This is a genomic window from Pseudomonas synxantha BG33R, from assembly GCF_000263715.2.
In the GTDB taxonomy this organism is placed as follows: Bacteria; Pseudomonadota; Gammaproteobacteria; order Pseudomonadales; family Pseudomonadaceae; genus Aquipseudomonas; species Aquipseudomonas synxantha_A.
In genome coordinates this window covers 5,758,685-5,781,383 of sequence record NZ_CM001514.1, presented here as the reverse complement: position 1 = coordinate 5,781,383, position 22,699 = coordinate 5,758,685, and the positions used below count along the sequence as shown (strand labels likewise).

Genomic DNA, 22,699 nt, shown 5'->3' with positions numbered 1-22,699 from the left:
CATTCCTGTGGTCGATGTTGGTGCGCACTGTAACCAAGATTGTCGCGGGTGCGCACGCACTGTAAATGCAAAGTCACTGGGGAATTATGCACGGTACACAAACGTTGGCTGTCGGACGCGTCCGCGATGGCGCACTGGATCTGCTCAAGTGGCTGGCGCTGCTGAGCATGGTACTGGACCATTTGCGCTATGTCGGTTTGAGCCTGGACGGCCTGTACGTGCCGGGGCGCCTGGCGTTCCCGTGGTTTTGCCTGGCGATTGCAGCCAATTTGCATCGGACCAGGAATCTGCCGGTGAGCGGCCAGTGGCGCTACTTGGGCTGGCTGTTGCTGTTCAGTGTGATCAGTGAAGTGCCCTATCGGATGTTTATCGAGGATGCCGATACGTTGAACGTGCTGCCCACCTTGGCATTGGGTCTGTTGGTTGCGCGAGGGTGGCAGCAGAAGACGTTTATTGATCGAGGATTGGCGCTGATCGCGCTGGTAATTGCTGAGGTGTTCAGTGCGCAGTTGATGTTCGGATTCTTTGGTGTATTGCTGCCGATGGCGACGTTATTGGTATTTCATCGGCCGTGGTATTTCAGCATGTTGCCGGGGTTGGTATGTGTCGCCGCCAATCAATGGCAGATCTTGCTCGGTAGCGGCACGCAGGTCGCGCTGGCGGGCTTGGCGACCTGCTTGATTGCTCCTCTGGCAGGTGTGCATCTGTTGCGTCAGGCCCGCCAGTTTTCACCGCCCCCGATGCGGCGTTGGGCATACGCGTTGTATCCGGTACACTTTCTATTGCTACTGGCGGTTCGTCTGGTTATTGAGTGACGATGTCTTGTTAGCCATGAAGGAGAGAAAGGATGCGTTTCATACAGTTCGCGCATCCTTGTTACGTCGCGGTATGCAGCGTCACTCAAGCATCAGATTCGTTTCCAGGGCTGTGCTGCCTGTTTTCGTAATATACATTGTGGCCATACGAGGAACGTCAGGGTGTCCATCACGGCTACGTCCACTTTGTCGAACGCGCTGGAGGGGGAAAGCTGACTGCGGGTCAGTTCAAATCGATATACGCTTGCGTTTGTAATATCGACGGGTTTTGCGTCGGCCTTAACCTGCTGAAGATCGTCGTTGGTTGCAACTCGAAATGACGTCACTCTCCACTTTTGATAAGCAGGGCCCATCGAGCGACGCACTTGCCATAATGCATAAACACGCTGTTGATATTCCTGGCTGTTAACTTTGCCAGTGAGCGCCAAGGTGAACTTTCCGTTCAGTGCGTTCTGTGTGTAGTCGCCATATAGATATGATGTATATGAGATGTAAGATTTTTCATTATTGATGTAATGCTTGGGGGGCGTGATACCGTCCCAGGATAATCCACCATTCAAGCCGATTTCGGTGTCCAGCATCGGCTTGATGGTTTGGCCATTGGAAGACTCAAATTCCTGTGCCGAGTCAGGCGCCACGGCAGGCCAGTATGAGCTACGCGCGGCGCAGAGCTTGGCATCTTCGGGAAACGGGCTGCCTAGTGTGTAGGCTGCCAAGTGCAGTAACTCATCTTCATTGGTATCCAGGCCGGTATCCCAGCCAGGGGCGAACGTTCCGGCGGCGGCATCTGGCAGGCATGACGCACGTTGTGCTGAAGCGACCTTCGGTCCGATTGGGAAGGAGGTATCTGCATATGAGTTTTGCGCAACAATCGCCGTGATCCCGACATCATCTTTGTCAAAGGAAGACGCAAATGATTGGATGTTGGCGGGCATGCGGTTGTCGGACAAGCACCTGGGAGGCACTGGAAAAATTTCCCTCGCATCCTCGATAGGCAAACTGTCTAACCAGTCACTCAGACGGCGTTGAGTACACAGCGGATAAAAGTCCGGCGCACACAATAGTGAATACGCGGCAATGCGTCTGGGAATGCTGTTATCCAGCGCAACGCACTGACTATTGATCGAACCGTCTGCCGTAAAGTCCAGATAGTGCTGCGCGTTGTAGCTGCCTTTGCGCAGTTCATCCATCATGTCGGCTTGTTGATTGAGGTCAACGACGTTACCGTCGGCGTCCACCTCATGGCGCAGATGCACAAATTGGGGGGCGCCAGGAAATAGCACCATGCTCGATTCCACCAGATCGGGGCGCGCGGGCACTCTGAACGTCAGCGGTTTATCCAGGTAATGTGCGGGCTCAACCAGGCGGTTATGAGCGAGGGCGCAGAGCAAGCCTGCTCCGTAACGGTCTTCTTCAAGCCATCGCGCAAGCCCTTCTGTCATTACGAATGGCGGATGACTGATATCGGGTTCGCCCCAGCCTGAGTCTGCCCCCAGATAGGTGTGAATACGACGCAATTTTTCATTCTTGTGACAGGCCTGAAGTTCAACGTCCAGGTGCATCCCTGCGATGCATTCGTCGCCATTGAACAGTTTATGCAGAGGCACCCAGAAGTCCCGCGTGTCGTCATCCTGGGTAAAGCGCATTGGGCCGAAGCTTGCAAGGTTCCCCTTGCGCTGGATCGCCACGTAGGCACTGTAGCGTGCGGGTAAAACACGGATGCCATGGTCATCACCCTCAATGAAAGGTAAAAAGCCTCGGCGCTGTGCGTCATAAAGAGCAGGGGCTGTGCCCACCCGTGATACGCCGGTTCGCGAAAAGCACAGGTCTGCATGGGTTTTGTGAACGGTATCGGGGGCGGGGCGATATTCGTAGGCAAACACGACAACCGCCAGCGGTGCACCTTGAGCGCGTTCTTTGAGTTGTTCGATGCTGGGCGGTTCTATGGCATAAACCCAGTTCAGCACGGTTTCCAATTCAGCGGGGGTGGGGTACGTCTGTAGTGGATTTCCCAGTGCATCTTGCGCCACGTTCGGGTTGGCCAGTGCGTGGTACAGCAGGCTCTGCGCAGGCACGCCAGGTTCGATACCGCGCGTGGCTGTCGCGCAGAAATCCTCGAACCCCGATTGGGACCTATCGATTCGCAGAGGTTTGCGAAGCTCATGTTCAAGCGAGGGGGCCAGTATGTCGAGGCCGTGGTGCAGCAGCAAGTTATGCCAGCCGCCTGAGGCCAGGCGATTACACAGAGCAGTTACTTCACTAATCAATGTCATGCGGTATCTCCTGATGGACGTCAGTATCATGAATGCAGTAATGGACGTTGCACGGTGAGTTATACGCCGAGAAATTATTGGTAACTCGAATAGTCAGTAAGTCCAATGGGGTTTGTGTAAGAACTTATTTGTTTAATTATTTTGATTTTATATTTTTAAATGAAATTTTATGTTTTTTATGAGTTGAGGGAACTCTGAAAAAGACTTCCAGGTTTGGTGAAGTGCATACCTCTAACGCGATTGAGCCTCGATGAAACAGATGTCCTTCGCCGATGCCGAGTACGCTGGCAAACGTAAACATCGCGTAACAGGCCACGCTATCTGCCTTGTCGAACCTTTGGATGGTGCGAAAACGGTTGTTGAGAATGGGGGAACTGCGTCCGTGATGTGAGTTAAGTGCCCCCAAGGTCTGATTATTCGACCGAGTTTGATTTTTTGAACCTTGGGCAACGAGGCCTGCAAAAATCGGTGAGTACTTCAGACCGTCCATTGCTGTTACTTATGCGTGACATCCTCGCAGCTTAATTGATGGCGTCAAATCCTTGGATTGGCTCATATCTTAAACGTCATGTTAATTGTTCCCAGCAGATATCTGCGCTGATGATCAAGCGCGTCGTCATTATCGCGATTGAGCGGTAGATGAACGTCCCCTCCTGAACACTGAGGACACTCAACATGACTGCTATTCCTTCGCGCACCCAAGGTGAGGTGCGGTTGCTGGCCAATGACGTCAGCGCACTTGTTCCGGACTTTCCCTTTCACTATGGCCGTTTCCTCGATCATGCGGCCAACAACGGTGCGCCGTTGTGGAACGTTTGCAGCGCACAGTTCGGTCGCCAGGTATTGATTGTGGGCGGTGGCGTCGCCGGTATGGTGGCGGCTTATGAGGCCATGCGATTGGGTTTGCATCCCGTGGTGGTGGAGGCCAGCGATCGCATTGGCGGGCGCTTCCATTCCCATGTAGCAGGCGACCCCCAAGACCCCAATAACAGTGTTATCTGCGAGTTGGGCGCTATGCGCTTTCCGGTGTCCGGTAAGGCATTGATGCACTATTTTGACAAAGTTGGCATGATGGCCAACTCGACGGATTTCCCCAGCGCAGGTACATCTGCAACGCCCAGTACTGTGGTGGACTACAAGGGCGACCAGGTCTATTTCGAAGGCAATAATCTGCCGCCCGAATATGCCAGTATCCAACAAAAGTTCGGCGCCTTTTTGTACCAGGATCCGATCAGATTCGCGGAAATGGAAGCGGCAATGTCAGAGGGGACCCTTGATCAGGCGAAGATCAAGACACTCTGGAATGCCCTTCTGGACGCGGATTGGGACAATCTCAGTTTTTTTACCGCCATTGTGGAAAAAGCTGGCTGGAGCCGTGAGGAGATTGACCGGTTCGGCCTGGTCGGCTTCGGTACGGGCGGTTTCAACGCTGGCTTCGGAGCCTGCTTTCTAGAGGTCTTGCGGGTTTTGTACACCGGCCTGGATGCCAACCATAAGTTGATGTATGACGGTTCCAGCGAGTTGCCTTGGCGGCTGTGGACGCGCAGCCCGACAACATTGGGCGATACGATGGCTCATTGGCCAGCAGGCACTACCGTGATGGACTTGAGCACCCGAGTTATTCCCCAGGTGTTCAAGCAGGAGGTGCGGCAAATCATACGGCGTCCTGATGGCCATTTCGATGTCGGGATTTTTGATCATAACCAGGGAGTCATCCAGCAATACACTTTTCCCGCAGTGGTTTATACACCCCATAAGCGGATACTGGACAAGTTCCGCTATATGAACGGTGCCACCTGCTTTAACCAAATGAGTGATCTTCTGTCTCCCCAAGAGTGGGAGGCGGTGATGTATACCCATTACATGCGGTCGGCGAAAGTGTTCGCGCAGACCAAACGGCCTTTCTGGACGGACCTTGGTGCCGATCAGCAATACCGAATGAGTGTGACGGTATCGGACCGTATCACTCGTAGTACCTACCTTTTGGACTACGGTCCCAGTCAAGGCGCGCACAGAGGAAGCGGGGTGTATCTGTCTTACACCTGGAATGAAGACAGCAGCAAGTTCCTGGGAGATCGCGATGCACCTTTGCCGTCTCATGTGCAGTTATGCACAAGCATGCTGGATTCGTTATATGCCCCCCATCAATTGAACCTGGCTGCTGAGTTCGGTATGACTGATCCCTTTTCCGAAATCAACTGGGAAGAGCAACCGTTTTACCTCGGCGCATTCAAAATCAACTTGCCGGGGCATTATGAGTACCAGCGTCTGTTATTTTCGCAATTCATGAACGGTGTGCATGAGGCGAATCCCGACGGGTTCATTCTTGCCGGGGATGATGCGTCCTTTACTGGCGGTTGGGCGGAAGGTGCGGTCACCACGGCCTTGAATGCTGTGAATAAATTAGCGGTGAAGTTCGGTGGAGGCACGTTTATCAATAACCGTGGCCCCATTGATGAATGGACTGCGCTCCAGCCGAAGGCTTTGTAAGGGGCGATCAGCCGCTCAGGCTTGGCGCTGCCCTTTATCCCGACTCAATCAGCGGGTGTTTTGCCAGTTCCAGCGCAAATATTCACCTGTGGGTGATGTTTAGGCGTACCTCGCCTAAACATGCGACCCACGCCACCAGCCTGACAAGCTCCCCAAACGGATCAACTTGTATACCGAAAAGCCCAGCAGCAACTGGGCGCTGAGCTTTTCGCGACCGATCAGCTTGGTCTTGCGCAGACCGCCCACGGTCTTTAACCAGCCAAATCCTTCCTCGATTCTTTTTCGTATTTTCATGCTGACGCCATACCCCGGATGACGTGTCGTGCGACCATCGATTGCGCTTTTGGCCATTACCCATGATCAGCTTCTTGAACGGTCGACAGGTTACACGGCGTTTACGGGTAGACGCTTGAGCTTCATGGGCCGAATAGCCAGCAACGATTCGGTTTCACGAAGTTCACGACTGATCGTGGACGGGCTACGCCCCAACATCCGGGCTATTTCACGCTGACTGAGTTTCTTGTATTGCCCGACTTGAATCGTCGCGCTCATCTTCAATGCTGAGTTCTGTATAGGACATGGCGGCACCCTTACCGGAGGGTGAGGTGTCGTACTCCGTTTTTGCGGCCGCCATGCTATTGGCGGTTCGGCAGACGCTTGCCTGACGGCCAATACTTATTCGGGCAAACGGTCGTCCAGCCAATGAGGAGCAAAAGGATGGGCGGCGTAGAACTCGTGCATTTTGCGCACATCCTTTTCGAACCAGTCCTGTATCCATTGGTGATATTGCATTGAAATAGCCTGTGCATTTGTTGGTGCGGCATATTCGTCGGTGATGCATTGTGCAGCCATCATTCCGGACATCAAGGCTTTGAGCACGCCATGGGAGGCGCCAGGATCCAGCACCGTAGCGGCATCTCCGATGATGAAATAGCCGTTGCCAGCCATTCGATTGCAGGCTCTCCAGGTGACGTCTGCCCCGTGTATTTTGCCCGCGCTGGCCAATTCTGCAACGGACTGCGGAGCCGCAGAAGCCTTGCACACCTGATCCAGTGCAAAGTACAGCCGCGTCCAGGTGTACAGCTGCGGGCCGATATGAGCTGTCCAGTACCAACCCGATCGATCCGCGAAGATTCCGAGGGCGCTCTGCTCGAGGCGTCCTCGCTTATAGCCGTAAAGCGCTGTCAGCGCAGGTGAGTAGCGGTGCGTTGTCAATTGAAGCTGGCGTGTCAGCCAGCCATGAGCCCCGCTTGCGTCAACCAGGTGCCTGCAAAACAGCGGTTCGGTTCGGGTCTGGATGCCAATGACACGACCTCTTTTCACAAATACTTTGTTTGCCTCGCAGGGTTGCAGGACGTGTACACCCGATGCAATTGCTCTTTCCAGTAAAAGCTCGTCAAGCGTTGCCCTCGGAATTTGAAACCCGCGCCAGGCTCCACTGGCATCGTTTCCGAAAGGAATGAACATTCGTTCTTTTTCCCACTTCACCCAATTTCCTGCAGGCCGGATAAATTTTTCACTTAGGACTCTTTCAATCACACCCAGTTCTTGAAGAAGAGGTTCTATGCCCGGATGTAATGTTTCACCCGGACGATGGCGTGGAAAGGCAAGGCGCTCAACAATGGCCACTTTCAGGCCACGTTGAGCGCACGAAATAGCTGCCGAACAACCCGCGGGGCCGGCACCTATTACGATAACGTCGTAGTTATTCATTGTGTATGATCAGAGACTTTTCTAGAGGCGCCGCCAAGGTTGAATGCCCTGTTGGTGCAAAATACCGGTTGGCCAAATGAGGTATGTAGAAGTTTCTATCAGTGTGATACGTACTTGGTCATGCATGGGTGATTCAACCGGCTCATAACGAAACATCTTCAATTGGTAACCCACTTCCTGTGGGGTCGCAGCTAAGTCGGTATTCTGCATAGATACTTTAAAGTCTTCGGGCGTTGCAATATTGAAACTGTCAATAAACCACTCTGCAGCCGAATCGCCTAATGACAGTTTGACGCGCCGAAAGGCATCGATACGACGCCGGTACTCCTGCGAGTCGACTTTACCCGTGAGCGCCAGCGAGAACTTTCCTTCCAGTGCGTTTTCCGTGTAGTCGGCGTAGAGGTAAGCTTGATAAGCCCTATGTGGCATACCATTAGTGTTATAGCTTTGCGGGGGCGGAGTGCCGTCCCACGGGAAGCCGGCACCTTTGCCAATTTCCTGATCCAGCATCGGTTTGATGGTCGGTCCGGCTCCCCCATCCGGCTCATAGGATTGGGCTGAATCTGGTGCAACTGCCGGCCAGAATGAACTCAGCGCAGCACAAAGCTTGGCGTCCTCAGGAAACGGGCTGCCCAGCCTGTAAGCCGCCAGGTGTGTGATGTCGTCCAGCTCGGTTTCGTGAGCAACGATACCAACGTCCCAGCCTGGCGCGAACACCCCGGCTCCAGCGTCAGGTAGGTACGAGGCGCGTCTGGCAGAAGCGGCCCTTGGCCTCTTCAGATCGGTAGCAAAGGCGGGCGCGGAATGAAGCTGGGCAACGATCGCCGTAATGCCGACATCTGTACCGCTGAAGGTCTCTGGAAAAGATTGGATGTTGGCAGGATAACGAGAATCCGACAGGCATTGCGGTGGGGTAGGAAATACGTCGTTGCGCACGTCTGGAGCCAGGTTGTCCAGCCATTCGATCAGGTGTCGCTGATTGCACAGAGGATAAAAGTCAGGTGCGCAGAGCAATGAATAAGCGGGTATGCGTTGTGTAATCGCGATGTCCAATGCGGCGCACTTGGCTTGAATCCACCCATCGGCGGTATAGTCCAGATAGTGCAGGGCTTTGAAATTGCCCTTCTCCAATACCTCGAGCATGTTCGGTAGTTGATTGAGGTTGATGACCTGTCCAGCGTCGTCGACTTTATGGCGAATGTGCGCGTATTCCGGGGCATTCTCGGGAATGCGCAAGCTGGAAACCAGCAATTGAGGCGCGTTCGGGACATTAAACGTCAGCGGTTGACCCTGGTACCGGGCCGCTTCAACCAGATGTTTTCGGGGGGTGGCGGCCATTAATCCGGGGCCGAACACGGGCTCGGGAAGCCAGTCACCGAGGCCTTCGGTCAGTACAAAGGGAGGTTGGCTGATATGGGGCTCCTCCCAGCCTGACTCTGCTCCTAATTGCAGGTGTATGCGGCGTAGTTTCTCGTTTTTGTGTTGGGCCTGGAGCTGTACGTCCAGGGTTATGTCGGCAATACACTCGTTACCGTTGAACAGTTTATGCAACGGCACCCAGAAGTCATGGCTGATGTCTTTTTCACCAAAACGCATAGGCCCGAAACTGGCACTGTCGCCTTTGAGCTGGACCGCGATGTAGGCGCTGTATCGCGCCGGCAGGACTCGAATTGCATGACTGTCCTCTTCGACAAAAGGTAGAAAACCTCTGCTTTGAGCATTGTATAAAGGTGCCATTGTTCCGACCCGAGATACACCGGTTCGTGAAAAGCACAGATCGGCCTGCACCTTATGTACGGTGTCCGGCGCTGGGCGGTATTCGACCGCAAAGACGACGACCGCCATCGGGTGTCCATTAGCACGCTCTTTGAGTTGCTCAAGGCTGGGTGGCTGGCAGCCATAAACATAGTTGATAACGGTTTCAAGTTCTGTGGCTGTGGGATAAGCCTGGAGGGGGTTGCCTTGGGCGTCCGTTGTAACGTTGGCATGGGCCATAGCGTGGTACAGCAAACTGTGTGCTGGCTTGCCTGGCTCAATGCCACGTGTGGCGGTCAAGGCGAAGTCTTCAAAGCCAGGAAGTGTGCGGTCCGCACTTAGCGGTTTACGAAGTTCCTGTTCAAGATTGGGCGCGAGAATATCGAGACCGTGGTGCAGCAGTAAGTTGTGCCACCCACAGGGGGCCAGCCGTTTGCATATATCGATAACTTGGTTAAGTAAGGTCATGCCTGTGCTCCTGACTTGGAGGTGGTTTTTAAGCTGGGTTTACAAGGTTTGGTGTGGGTGGTTACGTGCCGCATAGTTGATGTTGATGTGGTTTTTTTGCAAAAATAACTTTGTAAAGAGTTATTTGTTTTGGGTTTTTTAATTTTTAATTTCTATGTTTGTTTTTATGATTTTGTAGGCTGTAGCTGTCAGATGTCATGGTATTCAAATTTTTTGTTTAGTTGGAGGCGCACTTTAAATACGTGTTATCGGTTCTCTGTGGGACCAGGCCGTGCTCATTTTTATTTGCTTGCACGTGATGCCATGTCGTAAACGCACCTTTGCGTGGCGTGCGCAGGCATTTGACCTGTACGCGCCAGCCCTACCATCGCATCAAAGGGCCCTGCGAGGGCTTCAACAATACGAAAGGCTGGGAGAGACGCGATGTTCAGCAAACAAGACCAGATCCAGGGATATGACGACGCACTGCTGGCGGCCATGAATGCCGAGGAGCAGCGTCAGGAAGACCATATCGAGCTGATCGCGTCGGAGAACTACACCAGCAAGCGCGTCATGGAAGCCCAAGGCAGCGGCCTGACCAACAAATACGCCGAAGGCTACCCGGGCAAGCGCTACTACGGTGGCTGCGAGCATGTGGACAAGGTCGAGGCCCTGGCCATCGAGCGCGCCAAGCAGCTGTTCGGCGCCGATTACGCCAACGTGCAGCCGCACTCCGGTTCGTCCGCCAACAGCGCGGTGTACCTGGCGCTGATCAATGCCGGTGACACCATACTGGGCATGAGCCTGGCCCACGGCGGTCACCTGACTCACGGTGCCAAAGTGTCGTCCTCGGGCAAGCTGTACAACGCAGTGCAATACGGCATCAACACCGACACCGGCCTGATCGACTACGACGAAGTCGAGCGCCTGGCGGTCGAGCACCAGCCGAAGATGGTGGTGGCCGGTTTCTCTGCCTACTCCAAAACCCTGGATTTCCCACGCTTCCGTCAGATCGCCGACAAAGTGGGTGCGCTGCTGTTCGTCGACATGGCCCACGTCGCCGGCCTGGTGGCCGCCGGCCTGTACCCGAACCCGCTGCCCTACGCCGACGTGGTCACTACCACTACCCACAAGACCCTGCGCGGTCCTCGGGGCGGCCTGATTCTGGCCAAGGCCAACGAAGCGATTGAAAAGAAACTCAATGCTGCGGTGTTCCCCGGTGCCCAGGGCGGCCCGCTGATGCATGTGATCGCCGGCAAGGCGGTGTGTTTCAAGGAAGCGCTGGAGCCTGGCTTCAAGGCGTATCAGCAACAAGTGATCGACAACGCCCAGGCGATGGCCGAGGTGTTCATCAAGCGTGGCTACGATGTGGTCTCCGGCGGCACCGATAACCACTTGTTCCTGGTCAGCCTGATCCGTCAGGGCCTCACCGGCAAAGACGCAGACGCCGCCCTCGGTCGCGCCCACATCACCGTCAACAAGAACGCCGTGCCGAATGACCCGCAGTCGCCGTTCGTGACCTCGGGCCTGCGCATCGGCACTCCGGCGGTGACCACCCGCGGTTTCAAGGTGCCGCAGTGCATCGAGTTGGCAGGCTGGATCTGCGACATCCTCGACAACCTCGGCGACGCCGATGTCGAGGCCAACGTGGCCAAACACGTGTCTGCCCTGTGCGCTGATTTCCCGGTTTATCGCTGAGCGCGGTTTTGGAGTAATGACTATGCAACGCTACTCAGGCTTCGGCCTCTTCAAGCACTCCCTCAGCCATCACGAAAACTGGCAGAAAATGTGGCGCACGCCCACGCCGAAAAAAGTCTACGACGTGGTCATCGTCGGTGGCGGCGGGCATGGTCTGGCGACCGCCTACTACCTGGCCAAGGAACACGGAATCACCAACGTGGCCGTGGTCGAGAAAGGTTGGCTGGGCGGCGGTAACACCGCGCGCAACACCACCATCGTGCGTTCCAACTACCTGTGGGACGAGTCGGCGCACCTGTACGAACACGCGATGAAACTCTGGGAAGGTTTGTCCCAGGACCTGAACTACAACGTGATGTTCTCCCAGCGTGGCGTGTACAACCTGTGCCACACCCTGCAAGACATCCGCGACTCCGAACGCCGCGTGAGCGCCAACCGCCTCAACGGTGTGGACGGCGAACTGCTCAATGCCCAGCAAGTAGCTGACGAGATTCCATACCTGGACTGCTCGAAAAACACCCGCTACCCCGTGCTGGGCGCCACCGTGCAACGTCGCGGCGGCGTGGCCCGTCACGATGCCGTGGCCTGGGGCTTTGCCCGTGCCGCCGATGCCTTGGGCGTGGACTTGATCCAGCAAACCGAAGTGATCGGGTTCCGCAAGGAAAACGGCGTGTGCATCGGTGTGGAAACCAACAAGGGCTTTATCGGCGCCAAGCGCGTCGGCGTCGTCACTGCCGGTAACTCCGGGCACATGGCCTCGCTGGCCGGTTTCCGCCTGCCGATCGAATCTCACCCGTTGCAAGCGTTGGTGTCGGAGCCGATCAAGCCGATTATCGACAGCGTGATCATGTCCAACGCCGTGCACGGCTACATCAGCCAGTCCGACAAGGGCGACCTGGTGATCGGCGCCGGTATCGACGGCTACAACGGCTACGGCCAGCGTGGTTCGTACCCGGTCATTGAGCACACCATTCAGGCCATCGTCGAGATGTTCCCGGTGCTGTCGCGGGTGCGCATGAACCGCCAGTGGGGCGGCATCGTCGACACCACGCCGGATGCCTGCCCGATCATTTCCAAGACCCCGGTACCGAACATGTTCTTCAACTGCGGTTGGGGCACCGGTGGCTTCAAGGCCACACCGGGCTCAGGCAACGTGTTTGCTGCGAGCCTGGCCAAGGGTGAAATGCACCCGCTGGCCGCACCTTTCTCCATCGACCGTTTCCACAACGGTGCGTTGATCGACGAACACGGCGCTGCGGCCGTCGCCCACTAACAGGAGAAATTCCCTATGTTGCATATCTTCTGTCCTCACTGTGGCGAACTGCGCTCCGAAGAGGAATTCCACGCGTCCGGCCAAGCGCACATCCCGCGCCCGCTGGACCCGAATGCCTGCACCGACGAGCAGTGGGGCGATTACATGTTCTTCCGTGACAACCCGCGTGGGCTGCACCACGAACTGTGGATCCATGCCGCCGGTTGCCGCCAGTATTTCAACGCCACCCGCGACACCCTGACCTACGAAATTCTTGAAACCTACAAGATCGGCGAGAAGCCGCAATTCACCGCCAAGGCTGCTGGAGAGAAGGTATGAGCCAGATCAATCGCCTGTCCAACGGTGGCCGCATCGACCGCAACAAAGTCCTGACGTTTACGTTCAACGGCCAGAGCTACAAAGGCTTTGAAGGCGACACCCTGGCTGCCGCCTTGCTGGCCAACGGCGTCGACATCATCGGCCGCAGTTTCAAGTACTCGCGCCCTCGAGGTATCTTTGCCGCCGGCGCCGAAGAGCCGAACGCCGTGCTGCAGATCGGTGCTACCGAAGCCACGCAAATTCCTAACGTGCGCGCCACCCAGCAGGCGTTGTACCAGGGCCTGGTTGCCACCAGCACCAACGGCTGGCCGAACGTTAACAACGACGTGATGGGCATTCTCGGTAAGGTTGGCGGCAAGCTGATGCCGCCGGGTTTCTACTACAAAACGTTCATGTACCCGCAGTCGTTCTGGATGACCTACGAGAAGTACATCCGCAAGGCCGCAGGCTTAGGCCGCTCGCCGACCGAGAACGACCCGGACACCTACGACAACTTCAACCGTCATTGCGACGTGCTGGTCGTGGGCGCAGGCCCTGCCGGCCTCGCGGCTGCATTGGCCGCTGCGCGCAGCGGTGCGCGGGTGATCATCGCCGACGAGCAGGAAGAGTTCGGCGGCTCGCTGCTCGATTCCCGTGAAAGCCTCGACGGCAAGCCGGCCACTGAGTGGGTTGCCAGCGTCATTGCCGAATTGAAAGCCCTGCCGGACGTAGTACTGCTGCCCCGCGCCACCGTCAACGGCTACCACGACCATAACTTCCTGACCATTCACGAGCGCCTCACCGATCACCTCGGTGACCGTGCGCCGATTGGCGTGGTGCGTCAGCGTATCCACCGTGTGCGCGCCAAGCGCGTGGTGCTGGCCACCGGTGCGTGCGAGCGTCCGCTGGTGTACGGCAACAACGATGTGCCGGGCAATATGCTCGCGGGTGCGGTCTCCACCTATGTGCGCCGCTACGGTGTGGCGCCGGGCAAAAAACTGCTGCTGTCGACCAACAACGATCATGCCTATCGCGTCGCGTTGGACTGGTTTGATGCGGGCCTTTCGGTGGTGGCGGTGGCTGATGCCCGTCACAACCCACGTGGCGCGCTGGTGGAAGAAGCCCGCGCCAAAGGCATTCGCATTCTCACCGGCAGCGCTGTGATCGAAGCGCGTGGCAGCAAGCATGTGACCGCTGCCCGCGTGGCCGCGATCGATGTGAAAGCGCACAAAGTCACCAGCCCCGGCGAGTGGCTGGACTGCGACCTGGTCGCCAGTTCCGGTGGCTACAGCCCGGTGGTCCACTTGGCCTCGCACCTGGGCGGCAAGCCGACCTGGCGTGAAGATATCCTCGGTTTTGTGCCGGGCGAAGCGCCGCAGAAACGCGTGTGCGTCGGCGGTATCAACGGTGTCTACGGCCTTGGCGATTCCCTCGCCGATGGTTTTGAAGGCGGCGTGCGTGCGGCCAGTGAAGCTGGTTTTGCGCCGGTGGAAGGTGTGCTGCCTAAAGCCTTGAGCCGTCTGGAAGAGCCGACGCTGGCGCTGTTCCAGGTGCCTCACGAAAAAGCTACTGCCCGGGCGCCGAAGCAATTTGTCGACCTGCAAAATGACGTCACTGCAGCCGCCATCGAACTGGCCACACGTGAAGGTTTCGAATCGGTCGAGCACGTCAAACGCTACACCGCGCTGGGCTTCGGTACTGACCAGGGCAAGCTGGGTAACGTCAACGGCCTGGCCATCGCCGCCCGTTCGCTGAACGTGACCATCCCGCAGATGGGTACCACCATGTTCCGTCCCAACTACACGCCAGTGACCTTCGGCGCGGTGGCGGGCCGTCACTGTGGGCACATTTTCGAACCGGTGCGCTACACCGCGCTGCAAGCCTGGCACGTGAAGAACGGCGCCGAGTTTGAGGATGTCGGCCAGTGGAAACGCCCATGGTATTTCCCGCGTAACGGTGAAGATCTGCACGCTGCGGTGAAGCGCGAATGCCTGGCGGTGCGTGACAGCGTCGGCCTGCTGGATGCCTCCACCCTCGGCAAGATCGATATCCAGGGCCCGGATGCGCGTGAGTTCCTCAACCGCATCTACAGCAACGCCTGGACCAAGCTCGATGTGGGCAAGGCGCGCTACGGTCTGATGTGCAAGGAAGACGGCATGGTGTTCGACGACGGCGTCACTGCCTGTCTGGCCGACAACCACTTCCTGATGACCACCACCACGGGCGGCGCCGCCCGCGTTCTACAGTGGCTGGAAATCTACCAACAGACCGAATGGCCGGACCTCAAGGTGTACTTCACCTCGGTCACAGACCATTGGGCGACCATGACCCTGTCCGGCCCCAACAGCCGCAAGCTGCTGGCGGAAGTCACCGACATCGACCTGGACAAGGATGGCTTCCCGTTCATGACCTGGAAGGAAGGTTTGGTCGGCGGCGTACCGGCGCGGGTGTTCCGTATCTCGTTTACCGGTGAGCTGTCGTACGAAGTCAACGTGCAGGCCGACTACGCCATGGGCGTGCTGGAAAAGATCGTCGAGGCCGGGAAGAAGTACAACCTGACCCCGTACGGCACCGAGACCATGCACGTCCTGCGCGCCGAGAAGGGCTTCATTATCGTCGGGCAAGACACCGACGGCTCGATGACCCCGGACGACCTGAACATGGGCTGGTGCGTAGGCCGTACCAAACCGTTCTCGTGGATCGGCTGGCGCGGTATGAACCGTGAAGACTGCGTGCGTGAAGAGCGTAAGCAACTGGTGGGCTTGAAGCCGATTGATCCAAATGTATGGCTGCCGGAAGGCGCGCAGTTGGTGTTCGATCCAAAGCAGACGATTCCGATGAAGATGGTCGGTCACGTCACTTCAAGCTATGCGCACAACTCCCTGGGTTATTCGTTTGCCATGGGTGTGGTGAAGGGTGGCTTGAAGCGCATCGGTGAGCGGGTGTTCTCACCGCAGGCCGATGGCAGCGTGATCGAGGCGGAGATTGTGTCCTCGGTGTTCTTTGACCCGAAAGGTGATCGCCAGAACATCTGATAGACCGAGTCGCGGCCATCGCAGGCAAGCCAGCTCCCACAGGGGAATGCATTCCAAGTGTGGGAGGGGGCTTGCCCCTGATGAGGCCAGAACAGTCACCACAGAATTCAGGAAAGGTGCTTTATGACAGCAGCCAATGTTTACCAACAACGCCCCACCACCAGCGCCGAGGCCGAATCGTCGCTGCACCATGCCGACCTCGCCAGCCTGGTCGGCAAGGGCCGCAAGAACGCCGGCGTGACCGTGCGCGAAAAGAAACTCCTCGGCCACCTGACTATCCGTGGCGATGGCCATGATGCCGCCTTCGCCGCTGGCGTACTCCAGGCCGTCGGCATTGAACTGCCCGGCCCGCTAAGCGTGACCGTCAACGGCGAGACCAGCCTGCAATGGCTCGGCCCGGATGAGTGGCTGTTGATCGTGCCGAGCGGTGAAGAATTTGCCGCTGAACAAAACCTGCGTGCCGCCTTGGGGGATTTGCACATCCAGATCGTCAACGTCAGCGGCGGCCAGCAGATTCTCGAACTCAGCGGCCCTAATGTGCGCGATGTGTTGATGAAGTCCACCAGCTACGACGTACACCCCAATAACTTCCCGGTGGGCAAGGCGGTAGGCACGGTGTTCGCCAAGTCGCAATTGGTGATCCGCCATACCGCTGAAGACACCTGGGAATTGCTGATCCGTCGCAGCTTCTCCGATTACTGGTGGTTGTGGCTGCAGGATGCCTCGGCCGAATTCGGTCTGAGCGTTCAAGCCTGAGGAATCACCCATGAGCCGCGCACCCGATACATGGATTTTGACCGCCGACTGCCCCAGCGTGCTCGGCACGGTGGACGCGGTCACCCGCTACCTGTTCGAGCAGGGCTGCTACGTCACTGAACACCATTCGTTCGATGATCGCCTCTCGGGCCGGTTTTTCATTCGTGTGGAGTTTCGTCAGCCTGACGGTTTTGACGAGCAGGCGTTCCGCGATGGCCTGGCGACCCGTGGTGAAGCCTTCGGCATGATCTTCGAGCTGACGGCGCCGAACTATCGGCCGAAAGTGGTGATCATGGTCTCCAAGGCCGATCACTGCCTCAACGACCTGCTGTACCGCCAGCGCATCGGCCAACTGTCGATGGACGTGGTCGCGGTGGTGTCCAACCATCCGGATCTCAAGCCGTTGGCCGACTGGCACCAGATTCCCTACTACCATTTCCCGCTCGACCCCAACGACAAACCATCCCAGGAGCGGCAGGTGTGGCAAGTGGTGGAAGACACCGGCGCCGAACTGGTGATCCTTGCGCGCTACATGCAGGTGCTGTCGCCGGAGCTGTGCCGCAAGCTGGATGGCAAGGCCATCAACATTCATCACTCGTTGCTGCCGGGCTTCAAGGGCGCCAAGCCGTATCACCAGGCGTACAACAAGGGCGTAAAACTGGTGGGGGCCACGGCGCATTACATCAACAACGATTTGGATGAGGGGCCGATCATCGCCCAGGGTGTGGAGGTGGTTGATCACAGCCACTATCCCGAGGATTTGATCGCCAAGGGGCGCGATATCGAAGGGCTCACATTGGCGCGTGCGGTGGGGTATCACATCGAGCGGCGGGTGTTCTTGAACGCCAATCGCACCGTCGTTCTTTAGATCGCTATCGCAGGCAAGCCAGCTCCCACATTCCAGGATGTGTGAACCCGATCCACTGTGGGAGCTGGCTTGCCTGCGATGAGGCCCTTACAAGCAACACAAGAAACAGCATCTGTACCCGAGCACTAACGCGCTGCCCACCCAAGCGGCAACGCAGTTCCATAAAAACAACAGCGAGGTGAAAGCATGTCTGGTAATCGTGGTGTCGTGTATCTCGGCAATGGCAAGGTCGAAGTACAGAAAATCGACTATCCCAAAATGCAGGACCCCCGTGGCAGGAAGATCGAGCACGGCGTCATCCTGCGCGTGGTCTCCACCAACATCTGCGGCTCCGACCAACACATGGTGCGCGGCCGCACCACTGCCCAGACCGGCCTGGTGCTCGGTCACGAGATCACCGGCGAAGTGATCGAGAAGGGCAGCGACGTCGAAAACCTGAAAATCGGTGACCTGGTTTCCGTACCGTTCAACGTGGCGTGCGGCCGCTGCCGCTCGTGCAAGGAACAGCACACCGGCGTATGCCTGACTGTTAACCCGGCCCGTGCCGGTGGTGCCTACGGCTATGTAGACATGGGCGACTGGACCGGTGGTCAAGCGGAATACGTGCTGGTGCCGTATGCCGACTTCAACCTGCTCAAACTGCCCGACCGCGATAAGGCCATGGAGAAAATCCGCGACCTGACCTGCCTCTCCGACATCTTGCCCACCGGCTACCACGGCGCCGTCACTGCCGGCGTTGGCCCGGGCAGCACCGTTTACATTGCTGGTGCCGGTCCGGTCGGTCTGGCCGCTGCCGCCTCGGCACGGCTGTTGGGTGCAGCCGTTGTAATCATTGGCGACGTCAATTCCATCCGCCTGGCCCACGCCAAGGCCCAGGGTTTTGAAATCGTCGACCTGTCTACCGATACGCCGCTGCACGAACAGATTGCTGCGCTGCTGGGCGAACCTGAAGTGGATTGCGCCGTCGACTGCGTAGGCTTTGAAGCTCGCGGCCATGGCCACGACGGCGTCAAGGCCGAAGCCCCGGCCACCGTGCTCAACTCACTGATGGGCGTGGTGCGTGTGGCAGGCAAGATCGGTATCCCTGGCCTCTACGTCACCGAAGATCCGGGTGCTGTCGATGCCGCCGCGAAAATGGGCAGCCTGAGCATTCGCTTTGGTCTGGGCTGGGCCAAATCCCACAGCTTCCACACCGGGCAGACGCCGGTGATGAAGTACAACCGCCAGTTGATGCAGGCGATCATGTGGGATCGGATCAATATCGCCGAGATCGTCGGCGTGCAGGTGATCAGCCTGGATGATGCGCCACGCGGGTATGGCGAGTTCGACGCGGGTGTACCGAAGAAGTTTGTGATTGATCCGCATAAGTTGTTCAGTGCGGCGTAAAGCGTTGGGCAAATGACAAAGGGCGACCCTTGGGTCGCCCTTTTTTGCGTCTGCGCTTAAGCCTGCAAACGCCGGCTGATGAAGATCAAATGTGGGAGGGGGCTTGCTCCCGATAGCGGTAATTCAGTCAGTACCGCTGTGACTGACCTGCCGCTATCGGGAGCAAGCCCCCTCCCACAAGGGTTTTATGGTGTTTAGGGATCAGCGAGTAGCCAATGCACCCTGATAGACGGTCGGGCCTGTGGGTTGTTTGCTGATGGAGCCACCCTTGGTCTCCGAACTCACCATCAACTCCACCGGCTTGCTGATGGTTTCCTGCTGGCGCGGGTTCAGGCCGATGATGCCCTCGCCGTCTTCCGGCAACAGGCCCAGCGACACCGGTGTGCCATCTTTAGGGATTGCCCACAGCTCCAGGCTTTGGTCTGGCGCCGGCGCCGTGGAGGCAATCGGCTGCACTTCAAGATAATCCTTGTGGGCCATGATTTGCGCGGCCGGCTGCTGGGTCGTGTTCACCAACGTTGCGGCGGATTTGACGCTGTCCTGGGTGTAGAGCGCGCCGCCGATACCGGCAACCACCACCACACAGGCGCCGATGAACAGGCGTGGGCGGCTCCAGAATGGAGGCTTTTGCTCAATCACTTGGGGTTGGATCGCAGTCATAAGTCTCTTCTCGACAAATTTTGTAGTCAGTCCATGGACCCGATTATCCCGATTGGGTTCCGGGCAGGGCCTGGAACAACCGACGGGATACCTAGTCCAACGCTTGCTTTTGCATCCATCTCCTGAGGTTGTATTGATGAAGATTTCACGCGGTTTTGCCCTTTCCTGCCTGCTGTCCATGGCCGCCGGCCCGGTGTTCGCTGCAGGTTTCAGCCTTGGCGATGCAGCCAACGCCATTTCCGGTATGCAGGGTGGCAACAATAAAGCCGCTGCCGCCGCACCCTCGTCCGAGACGGCTGGCCTGCTGAGCGCTCTGACCTCGCAACTGAATATCACCCCCGAGCAAGCGGTGGGCGGCACGGGCGCCATGTTGGGGCTGGCCAAGAATAAACTGAGCGGCAACGACTATTCGCAACTGGGCAACAGCGTGCCGGGCCTCGATCAGTTGTCGGGCAACAACGCACTGGGCAGCCTCGGCGCGTTGAGCGGGATGCTCGGCCAGAGCGGCGGCAGCAAGACCAGCGGCCTGGACGGCCTGTTGGGTAATGTGAAGAGTACTAACGACTTGAACACCGCGTTCAGCGCCCTGGGCATGGACAGCGGTATGGTCGGCCAGTTTGCTCCGGTGATCCTGCAGTACCTGGGTGGTCAGGGTGCCAGCAGTTCAGTGTTGGGCAAGTTGGCTCAGGCGTGGGGGACGGGTAGCTAGTTACCTGCGTGCGCACGGAGTCATTTTTATTGATATGAGCGCTGAAAAATCCCACCTGTTAAAAATCATTCGGTGGTAGGGAACCGTAGGAAGAAATACGCCACATATCGTTACCTTTCAACGGTCGCTCACAACGACCTTGGAAGGTTTTCCCTAGTGATGTATGAGAGGTGGCGTTATGGATTTTAAGGGCCTGAGCATCCCAGACATAAAAAACTATATCAATGTGTCTGGGCTTCAGCGGGACGAGAGTCCAGAGAGCTCATATGAACAAGCGCTGCGTGAGCGCCTTGAAGAGCTGGGTATTAACTATGATGATTACAAGAAATCAACGGCTCGCTCCAAAAGGAATTCACAAGAACCACCCGCTGACCTTCGCCTTACTGTGCAAGACGCACTACACAACCTCGCAAAAGCAAGGGATCCTGAACAGCCCCTTAGCCAAATACTCGCTGGCGTGGCCGATTATTTTGCCCCTGGTGCAGAGAATCGTTTTGATTCAACGGCATTGCTTGACCACTTGCAGTCTGAGGCGATAGGGGTGGCAGACAGTTCGAAGAGTCATTTTGCCAAGTCTGAAACGCTGAACAATCCTGATCCAGAGATGTACGACAAAGTAGCAGGGGATTTGGCCGATAGTTTACTTAAATTCTCCGGCTCAAACTTCAATGGCAAGCATTTTGGCGAGTCGCTGAGAGCCGCGCTCAAAGAGGCAAACCAGGCCGGCCTGGATTCGGCACAGTTGGTCTCTAAAGTTATGGAGGTTTTAAAAGAAGCTGTTTGAGGGGATTTATACCCGTGGTGATCTTTCGCAGGTTCATTCAAGAACCTCGTCTATCCGCTGATCTTTCTCAAGCCAGAGCTGGTTAACCCAGTTCTGGACGGTCTGGCGAAACGCCGGATCATTCTCGTAATCCCCTTGCCACAACGTCGGATCCAGTTCGCGGGTGCGGATATCCACGATCACCTTCGGCACCGCACTGCTGATCAAGTCCCAAAACCCCGGAATCTTTTGCTGCGGATAAACCACCGTCACATCGAGCACTGCATCCAGTTGTTCAACTACCCGCTGCTGATCGGCGCCAAGGCCCTGCGTGAATTTGGCGCGGCGGTAAACCCGGCACGTCGCTACACTGCCGACAAACCGGACTGCTGATTGAACCCATGCCGAACATCCTGATTGTCGAAGACGAAGCGGCGATAGCCGACACGCTGATCTTTACCTTGCAAGGCGAGGGCTTCACCACCACCTGCGCCGGTTCAGCGAAGTGCCAGTGATGTTCCTCAGTGCCCAGGCTTGGGGGGGGCGGCGGCTAAGCTGCCTTTCTCCAAGGATCGCGTTTCCTATAATTATCAATGAGTCATATTTCATGATGAGTGGGATGTAGGCGAAATAAATTGTAGTGGATCAGTAGGAACGGTAGGAAAGTTGGGCGCCACATAGTAGTCACCTTCGTAACACCACAGCAGTACTGTTTGAAGGGTAATCGACCGAATAACTACATGGTGATCTGATGAATTCTATTAACCTGCAAACCACGCTCCAGAATCTATACAACCAGGTTGGCGCCCATGTGCCGACCAGCAAGGCTAGGCTGATCGACCCCAATGTGTTGCATAACCTGGGATTGAGCGCGAATTTGCTGCAGAACTTGCGCAACGATCTGAGTGGCGTCGCTAATGGGTCGAATCCTGAGCGGGCACTCAATAATTTGATGTCTGGGCTGAAACAAGTTTCGGGTTCTAGCAATGCTCTGGCCAAAGAGTGGCCGGCCGGCAAACCAGTGCCTGAAGGTGGCGTGCGTCTTGCGGACCTCGGTGCCCAAGAGTGGCCGGCAGACAAACCGTTGCCTGAAGGTGGCGTGCGTCTTGCGGACCTCGGTGCCAAAGATTGGCCGGCAGGCAAACCATTGCCTGAAGGCGCCGTGCGTCTTGCGGACCTCGGTGCCCAAGAGTGGCCGGCAGACAAACCGTTGCCTGAAGGTGGCGTGCGTCTTGCGGACCTCGGTGCCAAAGATTGGCCGGCAGGCAAACCATTGCCTGAAGGCGCCGTGCGTCTTGCGGACCTCGGTGCCCAAGATTGGCCGGCAGGCAAACCATTGCCTGAAGGCGCCGTGCGTCTTGCGGACCTCGGTGCCCAAGATTGGCCGGCAGACAAACCGTTGCCTGAAGGTGGCGTGCATATTGTGAAGGGCGCGGACGGCCAGCTACATGAGGTCGATGCATCCGGAGCGCCGCGCAGCGATTTGGCAAATGTGCCCTCGTCTGTGCAGACTTCCGCTGACGCAGTGATTTCCAATCTCCTTGGAGTGTTGGGCGCCCAGGCCGCTGGAGGCAATATCTCGCAAGCATCAGAAAAGATGCGTGCGGCTTTGGATTCCCTTTTTGACAGGACCAACCCTACGCAGGTACGAGATGCTCTGCGCAACAGCATAAATGAGCTGGCTTGAGCGGTAGCTTCGAAACAGTAGGGAACTGTAGGAAGCAAGACACCACTATGGATTACCTTTCAAGGTCTCGTTTA

At 57.1% G+C, this 22,699-nt stretch carries 17 protein-coding genes and 5 pseudogenes; 14 read left to right on the top strand and 8 right to left on the bottom strand.

Annotation, left to right across the window (positions count from 1 at the left end; all coding sequences use genetic code 11):
• Nucleotides 1-86: 86 nt before the first annotated feature.
• On the top strand, nucleotides 87-815 hold the full coding sequence (locus tag PSEBG33_RS02330) for a TraX family protein (protein ID WP_005792138.1): 729 nt from the start codon (nucleotides 87-89) through the stop codon (nucleotides 813-815).
• A 92-nt stretch (nucleotides 816-907) separates the two neighbouring features.
• Here PSEBG33_RS02330 and PSEBG33_RS02335 read toward each other — a convergent pair whose 3' ends face one another.
• Entirely contained in the window at nucleotides 908-3,088 is a 2,181-nt protein-coding gene (locus tag PSEBG33_RS02335; RefSeq protein ID WP_005792137.1) for a hypothetical protein, read from the bottom strand.
• A gap of 136 nt (nucleotides 3,089-3,224) precedes the next feature.
• Nucleotides 3,225-3,578, bottom strand: coding sequence for a hypothetical protein (locus tag PSEBG33_RS29635; RefSeq protein WP_194439434.1), 354 nt, complete (start codon nucleotides 3,576-3,578; stop codon nucleotides 3,225-3,227).
• A gap of 185 nt (nucleotides 3,579-3,763) precedes the next feature.
• Here PSEBG33_RS29635 and PSEBG33_RS02340 point away from each other — a divergent pair, with 185 nt between their 5' ends.
• The gene (locus tag PSEBG33_RS02340; RefSeq protein ID WP_005792136.1) at nucleotides 3,764-5,578 is read left to right on the top strand and encodes a flavin monoamine oxidase family protein; all 1,815 of its coding nucleotides are present in this window, start codon (nucleotides 3,764-3,766) and stop codon (nucleotides 5,576-5,578) included.
• Between the two features lie 114 nt (nucleotides 5,579-5,692).
• Here PSEBG33_RS02340 and PSEBG33_RS29150 read toward each other — a convergent pair.
• The 4 genes and pseudogenes from PSEBG33_RS29150 to PSEBG33_RS02350 all read right to left on the bottom strand — a co-directional run.
• Nucleotides 5,693-5,920 (bottom strand): annotated as a pseudogene (locus PSEBG33_RS29150) (transposase); the annotation flags it as partial.
• Nucleotides 5,921-5,927: 7 nt separating this feature from the next.
• Nucleotides 5,928-6,158, bottom strand: a pseudogene (locus tag PSEBG33_RS29145) (helix-turn-helix domain-containing protein); the annotation flags it as partial.
• A 95-nt stretch (nucleotides 6,159-6,253) separates the two neighbouring features.
• On the bottom strand, nucleotides 6,254-7,291 hold the full coding sequence (locus tag PSEBG33_RS02345; RefSeq protein WP_005792132.1) for an NAD(P)/FAD-dependent oxidoreductase: 1,038 nt from the start codon (nucleotides 7,289-7,291) through the stop codon (nucleotides 6,254-6,256).
• A 21-nt stretch (nucleotides 7,292-7,312) separates the two neighbouring features.
• Nucleotides 7,313-9,514, bottom strand: coding sequence for a hypothetical protein (locus tag PSEBG33_RS02350; protein WP_005792131.1), 2,202 nt, complete (start codon nucleotides 9,512-9,514; stop codon nucleotides 7,313-7,315).
• Nucleotides 9,515-9,937: 423 nt separating this feature from the next.
• On the opposite strand from PSEBG33_RS02350, the gene glyA reads away from it, so the two are divergent.
• The 7 genes from glyA (at nucleotide 9,938) to fdhA (ending at nucleotide 18,806) form a co-directional block, all read left to right on the top strand.
• A complete protein-coding gene (glyA, locus tag PSEBG33_RS02355; protein ID WP_005792130.1) occupies nucleotides 9,938-11,191 on the top strand; it encodes a serine hydroxymethyltransferase in 1,254 nt (417 codons plus the stop codon).
• Between the two features lie 22 nt (nucleotides 11,192-11,213).
• Nucleotides 11,214-12,464 carry a sarcosine oxidase subunit beta gene (locus PSEBG33_RS02360; RefSeq protein WP_003176546.1) on the top strand — a complete coding sequence of 417 codons (1,251 nt, stop codon included), beginning with the start codon at nucleotides 11,214-11,216 and terminating at the stop codon, nucleotides 12,462-12,464.
• Between the two features lie 15 nt (nucleotides 12,465-12,479).
• Nucleotides 12,480-12,782: a sarcosine oxidase subunit delta gene (locus tag PSEBG33_RS02365; RefSeq protein WP_005792128.1), complete on the top strand. Its 303-nt coding sequence runs from the start codon at nucleotides 12,480-12,482 to the stop codon at nucleotides 12,780-12,782.
• Nucleotides 12,779-15,796, top strand: a complete 3,018-nt coding sequence (locus tag PSEBG33_RS02370) for a sarcosine oxidase subunit alpha (protein ID WP_005792127.1) — start codon at nucleotides 12,779-12,781, stop codon at nucleotides 15,794-15,796. The genes PSEBG33_RS02365 and PSEBG33_RS02370 overlap by 4 nt, the downstream gene beginning before the upstream one ends.
• Nucleotides 15,797-15,919: 123 nt before the next feature.
• Nucleotides 15,920-16,552: a sarcosine oxidase subunit gamma gene (locus PSEBG33_RS02375; RefSeq protein ID WP_005792126.1), complete on the top strand. Its 633-nt coding sequence runs from the start codon at nucleotides 15,920-15,922 to the stop codon at nucleotides 16,550-16,552.
• Nucleotides 16,553-16,562: 10 nt separating this feature from the next.
• Nucleotides 16,563-17,420: a formyltetrahydrofolate deformylase gene (purU, locus tag PSEBG33_RS02380; RefSeq protein ID WP_005792124.1), complete on the top strand. Its 858-nt coding sequence runs from the start codon at nucleotides 16,563-16,565 to the stop codon at nucleotides 17,418-17,420.
• Nucleotides 17,421-17,606: 186 nt separating this feature from the next.
• On the top strand, nucleotides 17,607-18,806 hold the full coding sequence (fdhA, locus tag PSEBG33_RS02385) for a formaldehyde dehydrogenase, glutathione-independent (protein ID WP_005792122.1): 1,200 nt from the start codon (nucleotides 17,607-17,609) through the stop codon (nucleotides 18,804-18,806).
• Between the two features lie 201 nt (nucleotides 18,807-19,007).
• Here fdhA and PSEBG33_RS02390 read toward each other — a convergent pair whose 3' ends face one another.
• Nucleotides 19,008-19,466: an anti-sigma factor domain-containing protein gene (locus PSEBG33_RS02390; RefSeq protein WP_005792120.1), complete on the bottom strand. Its 459-nt coding sequence runs from the start codon at nucleotides 19,464-19,466 to the stop codon at nucleotides 19,008-19,010.
• Between the two features lie 136 nt (nucleotides 19,467-19,602).
• Here PSEBG33_RS02390 and PSEBG33_RS02395 point away from each other — a divergent pair, with 136 nt between their 5' ends.
• Together PSEBG33_RS02395 and PSEBG33_RS02400 are read left to right on the top strand one after the other, a co-directional pair.
• On the top strand, nucleotides 19,603-20,175 hold the full coding sequence (locus PSEBG33_RS02395) for a DUF2780 domain-containing protein (protein ID WP_005792119.1): 573 nt from the start codon (nucleotides 19,603-19,605) through the stop codon (nucleotides 20,173-20,175).
• A 178-nt stretch (nucleotides 20,176-20,353) separates the two neighbouring features.
• Entirely contained in the window at nucleotides 20,354-20,959 is a 606-nt protein-coding gene (locus tag PSEBG33_RS02400) for a hypothetical protein (RefSeq protein WP_005792118.1), read from the top strand.
• Nucleotides 20,960-20,992: 33 nt separating this feature from the next.
• Here PSEBG33_RS02400 and PSEBG33_RS02405 read toward each other — a convergent pair.
• Nucleotides 20,993-21,235, bottom strand: a pseudogene (locus tag PSEBG33_RS02405) (acyltransferase); the annotation flags it as partial.
• On the opposite strand from PSEBG33_RS02405, the pseudogene PSEBG33_RS29140 reads away from it, so the two are divergent.
• The 3 genes and pseudogenes from PSEBG33_RS29140 to PSEBG33_RS27850 form a co-directional block, all read left to right on the top strand.
• Nucleotides 21,233-21,331: pseudogene (locus PSEBG33_RS29140) on the top strand (ATP-dependent zinc protease); the annotation flags it as partial. The pseudogenes PSEBG33_RS02405 and PSEBG33_RS29140 sit on opposite strands and share 3 nt — an antisense overlap.
• 8 nt (nucleotides 21,332-21,339) lie before the next feature.
• A pseudogene (locus PSEBG33_RS29445) lies at nucleotides 21,340-21,426 on the top strand (two-component system response regulator CreB); the annotation flags it as partial.
• Nucleotides 21,427-21,689: 263 nt separating this feature from the next.
• A complete protein-coding gene (locus tag PSEBG33_RS27850) occupies nucleotides 21,690-22,625 on the top strand; it encodes a hypothetical protein (protein ID WP_032803739.1) in 936 nt (311 codons plus the stop codon).
• Nucleotides 22,626-22,699 lie beyond the last annotated feature (74 nt).

What these genes read in the sequence shown, in the direction of transcription:
- PSEBG33_RS02330 (WP_005792138.1), top strand. Translation starts at nt 87, where the DNA reads ATGCACGGTACACAAACGTTGGCTGTCGGACGCGTCCGCGATGGCGCA.
- PSEBG33_RS02335 (WP_005792137.1), bottom strand. Translation starts at nt 3,088, where the DNA reads ATGACATTGATTAGTGAAGTAACTGCTCTGTGTAATCGCCTGGCCTCA.
- PSEBG33_RS29635 (WP_194439434.1), bottom strand. Translation starts at nt 3,578, where the DNA reads ATGGACGGTCTGAAGTACTCACCGATTTTTGCAGGCCTCGTTGCCCAA.
- PSEBG33_RS02340 (WP_005792136.1), top strand. Translation starts at nt 3,764, where the DNA reads ATGACTGCTATTCCTTCGCGCACCCAAGGTGAGGTGCGGTTGCTGGCC.
- PSEBG33_RS02345 (WP_005792132.1), bottom strand. Translation starts at nt 7,291, where the DNA reads ATGAATAACTACGACGTTATCGTAATAGGTGCCGGCCCCGCGGGTTGT.
- PSEBG33_RS02350 (WP_005792131.1), bottom strand. Translation starts at nt 9,514, where the DNA reads ATGACCTTACTTAACCAAGTTATCGATATATGCAAACGGCTGGCCCCC.
- glyA (WP_005792130.1), top strand. Translation starts at nt 9,938, where the DNA reads ATGTTCAGCAAACAAGACCAGATCCAGGGATATGACGACGCACTGCTG.
- PSEBG33_RS02360 (WP_003176546.1), top strand. Translation starts at nt 11,214, where the DNA reads ATGCAACGCTACTCAGGCTTCGGCCTCTTCAAGCACTCCCTCAGCCAT.
- PSEBG33_RS02365 (WP_005792128.1), top strand. Translation starts at nt 12,480, where the DNA reads ATGTTGCATATCTTCTGTCCTCACTGTGGCGAACTGCGCTCCGAAGAG.
- PSEBG33_RS02370 (WP_005792127.1), top strand. Translation starts at nt 12,779, where the DNA reads ATGAGCCAGATCAATCGCCTGTCCAACGGTGGCCGCATCGACCGCAAC.
- PSEBG33_RS02375 (WP_005792126.1), top strand. Translation starts at nt 15,920, where the DNA reads ATGACAGCAGCCAATGTTTACCAACAACGCCCCACCACCAGCGCCGAG.
- purU (WP_005792124.1), top strand. Translation starts at nt 16,563, where the DNA reads ATGAGCCGCGCACCCGATACATGGATTTTGACCGCCGACTGCCCCAGC.
- fdhA (WP_005792122.1), top strand. Translation starts at nt 17,607, where the DNA reads ATGTCTGGTAATCGTGGTGTCGTGTATCTCGGCAATGGCAAGGTCGAA.
- PSEBG33_RS02390 (WP_005792120.1), bottom strand. Translation starts at nt 19,466, where the DNA reads ATGACTGCGATCCAACCCCAAGTGATTGAGCAAAAGCCTCCATTCTGG.
- PSEBG33_RS02395 (WP_005792119.1), top strand. Translation starts at nt 19,603, where the DNA reads ATGAAGATTTCACGCGGTTTTGCCCTTTCCTGCCTGCTGTCCATGGCC.
- PSEBG33_RS02400 (WP_005792118.1), top strand. Translation starts at nt 20,354, where the DNA reads ATGGATTTTAAGGGCCTGAGCATCCCAGACATAAAAAACTATATCAAT.
- PSEBG33_RS27850 (WP_032803739.1), top strand. Translation starts at nt 21,690, where the DNA reads ATGAATTCTATTAACCTGCAAACCACGCTCCAGAATCTATACAACCAG.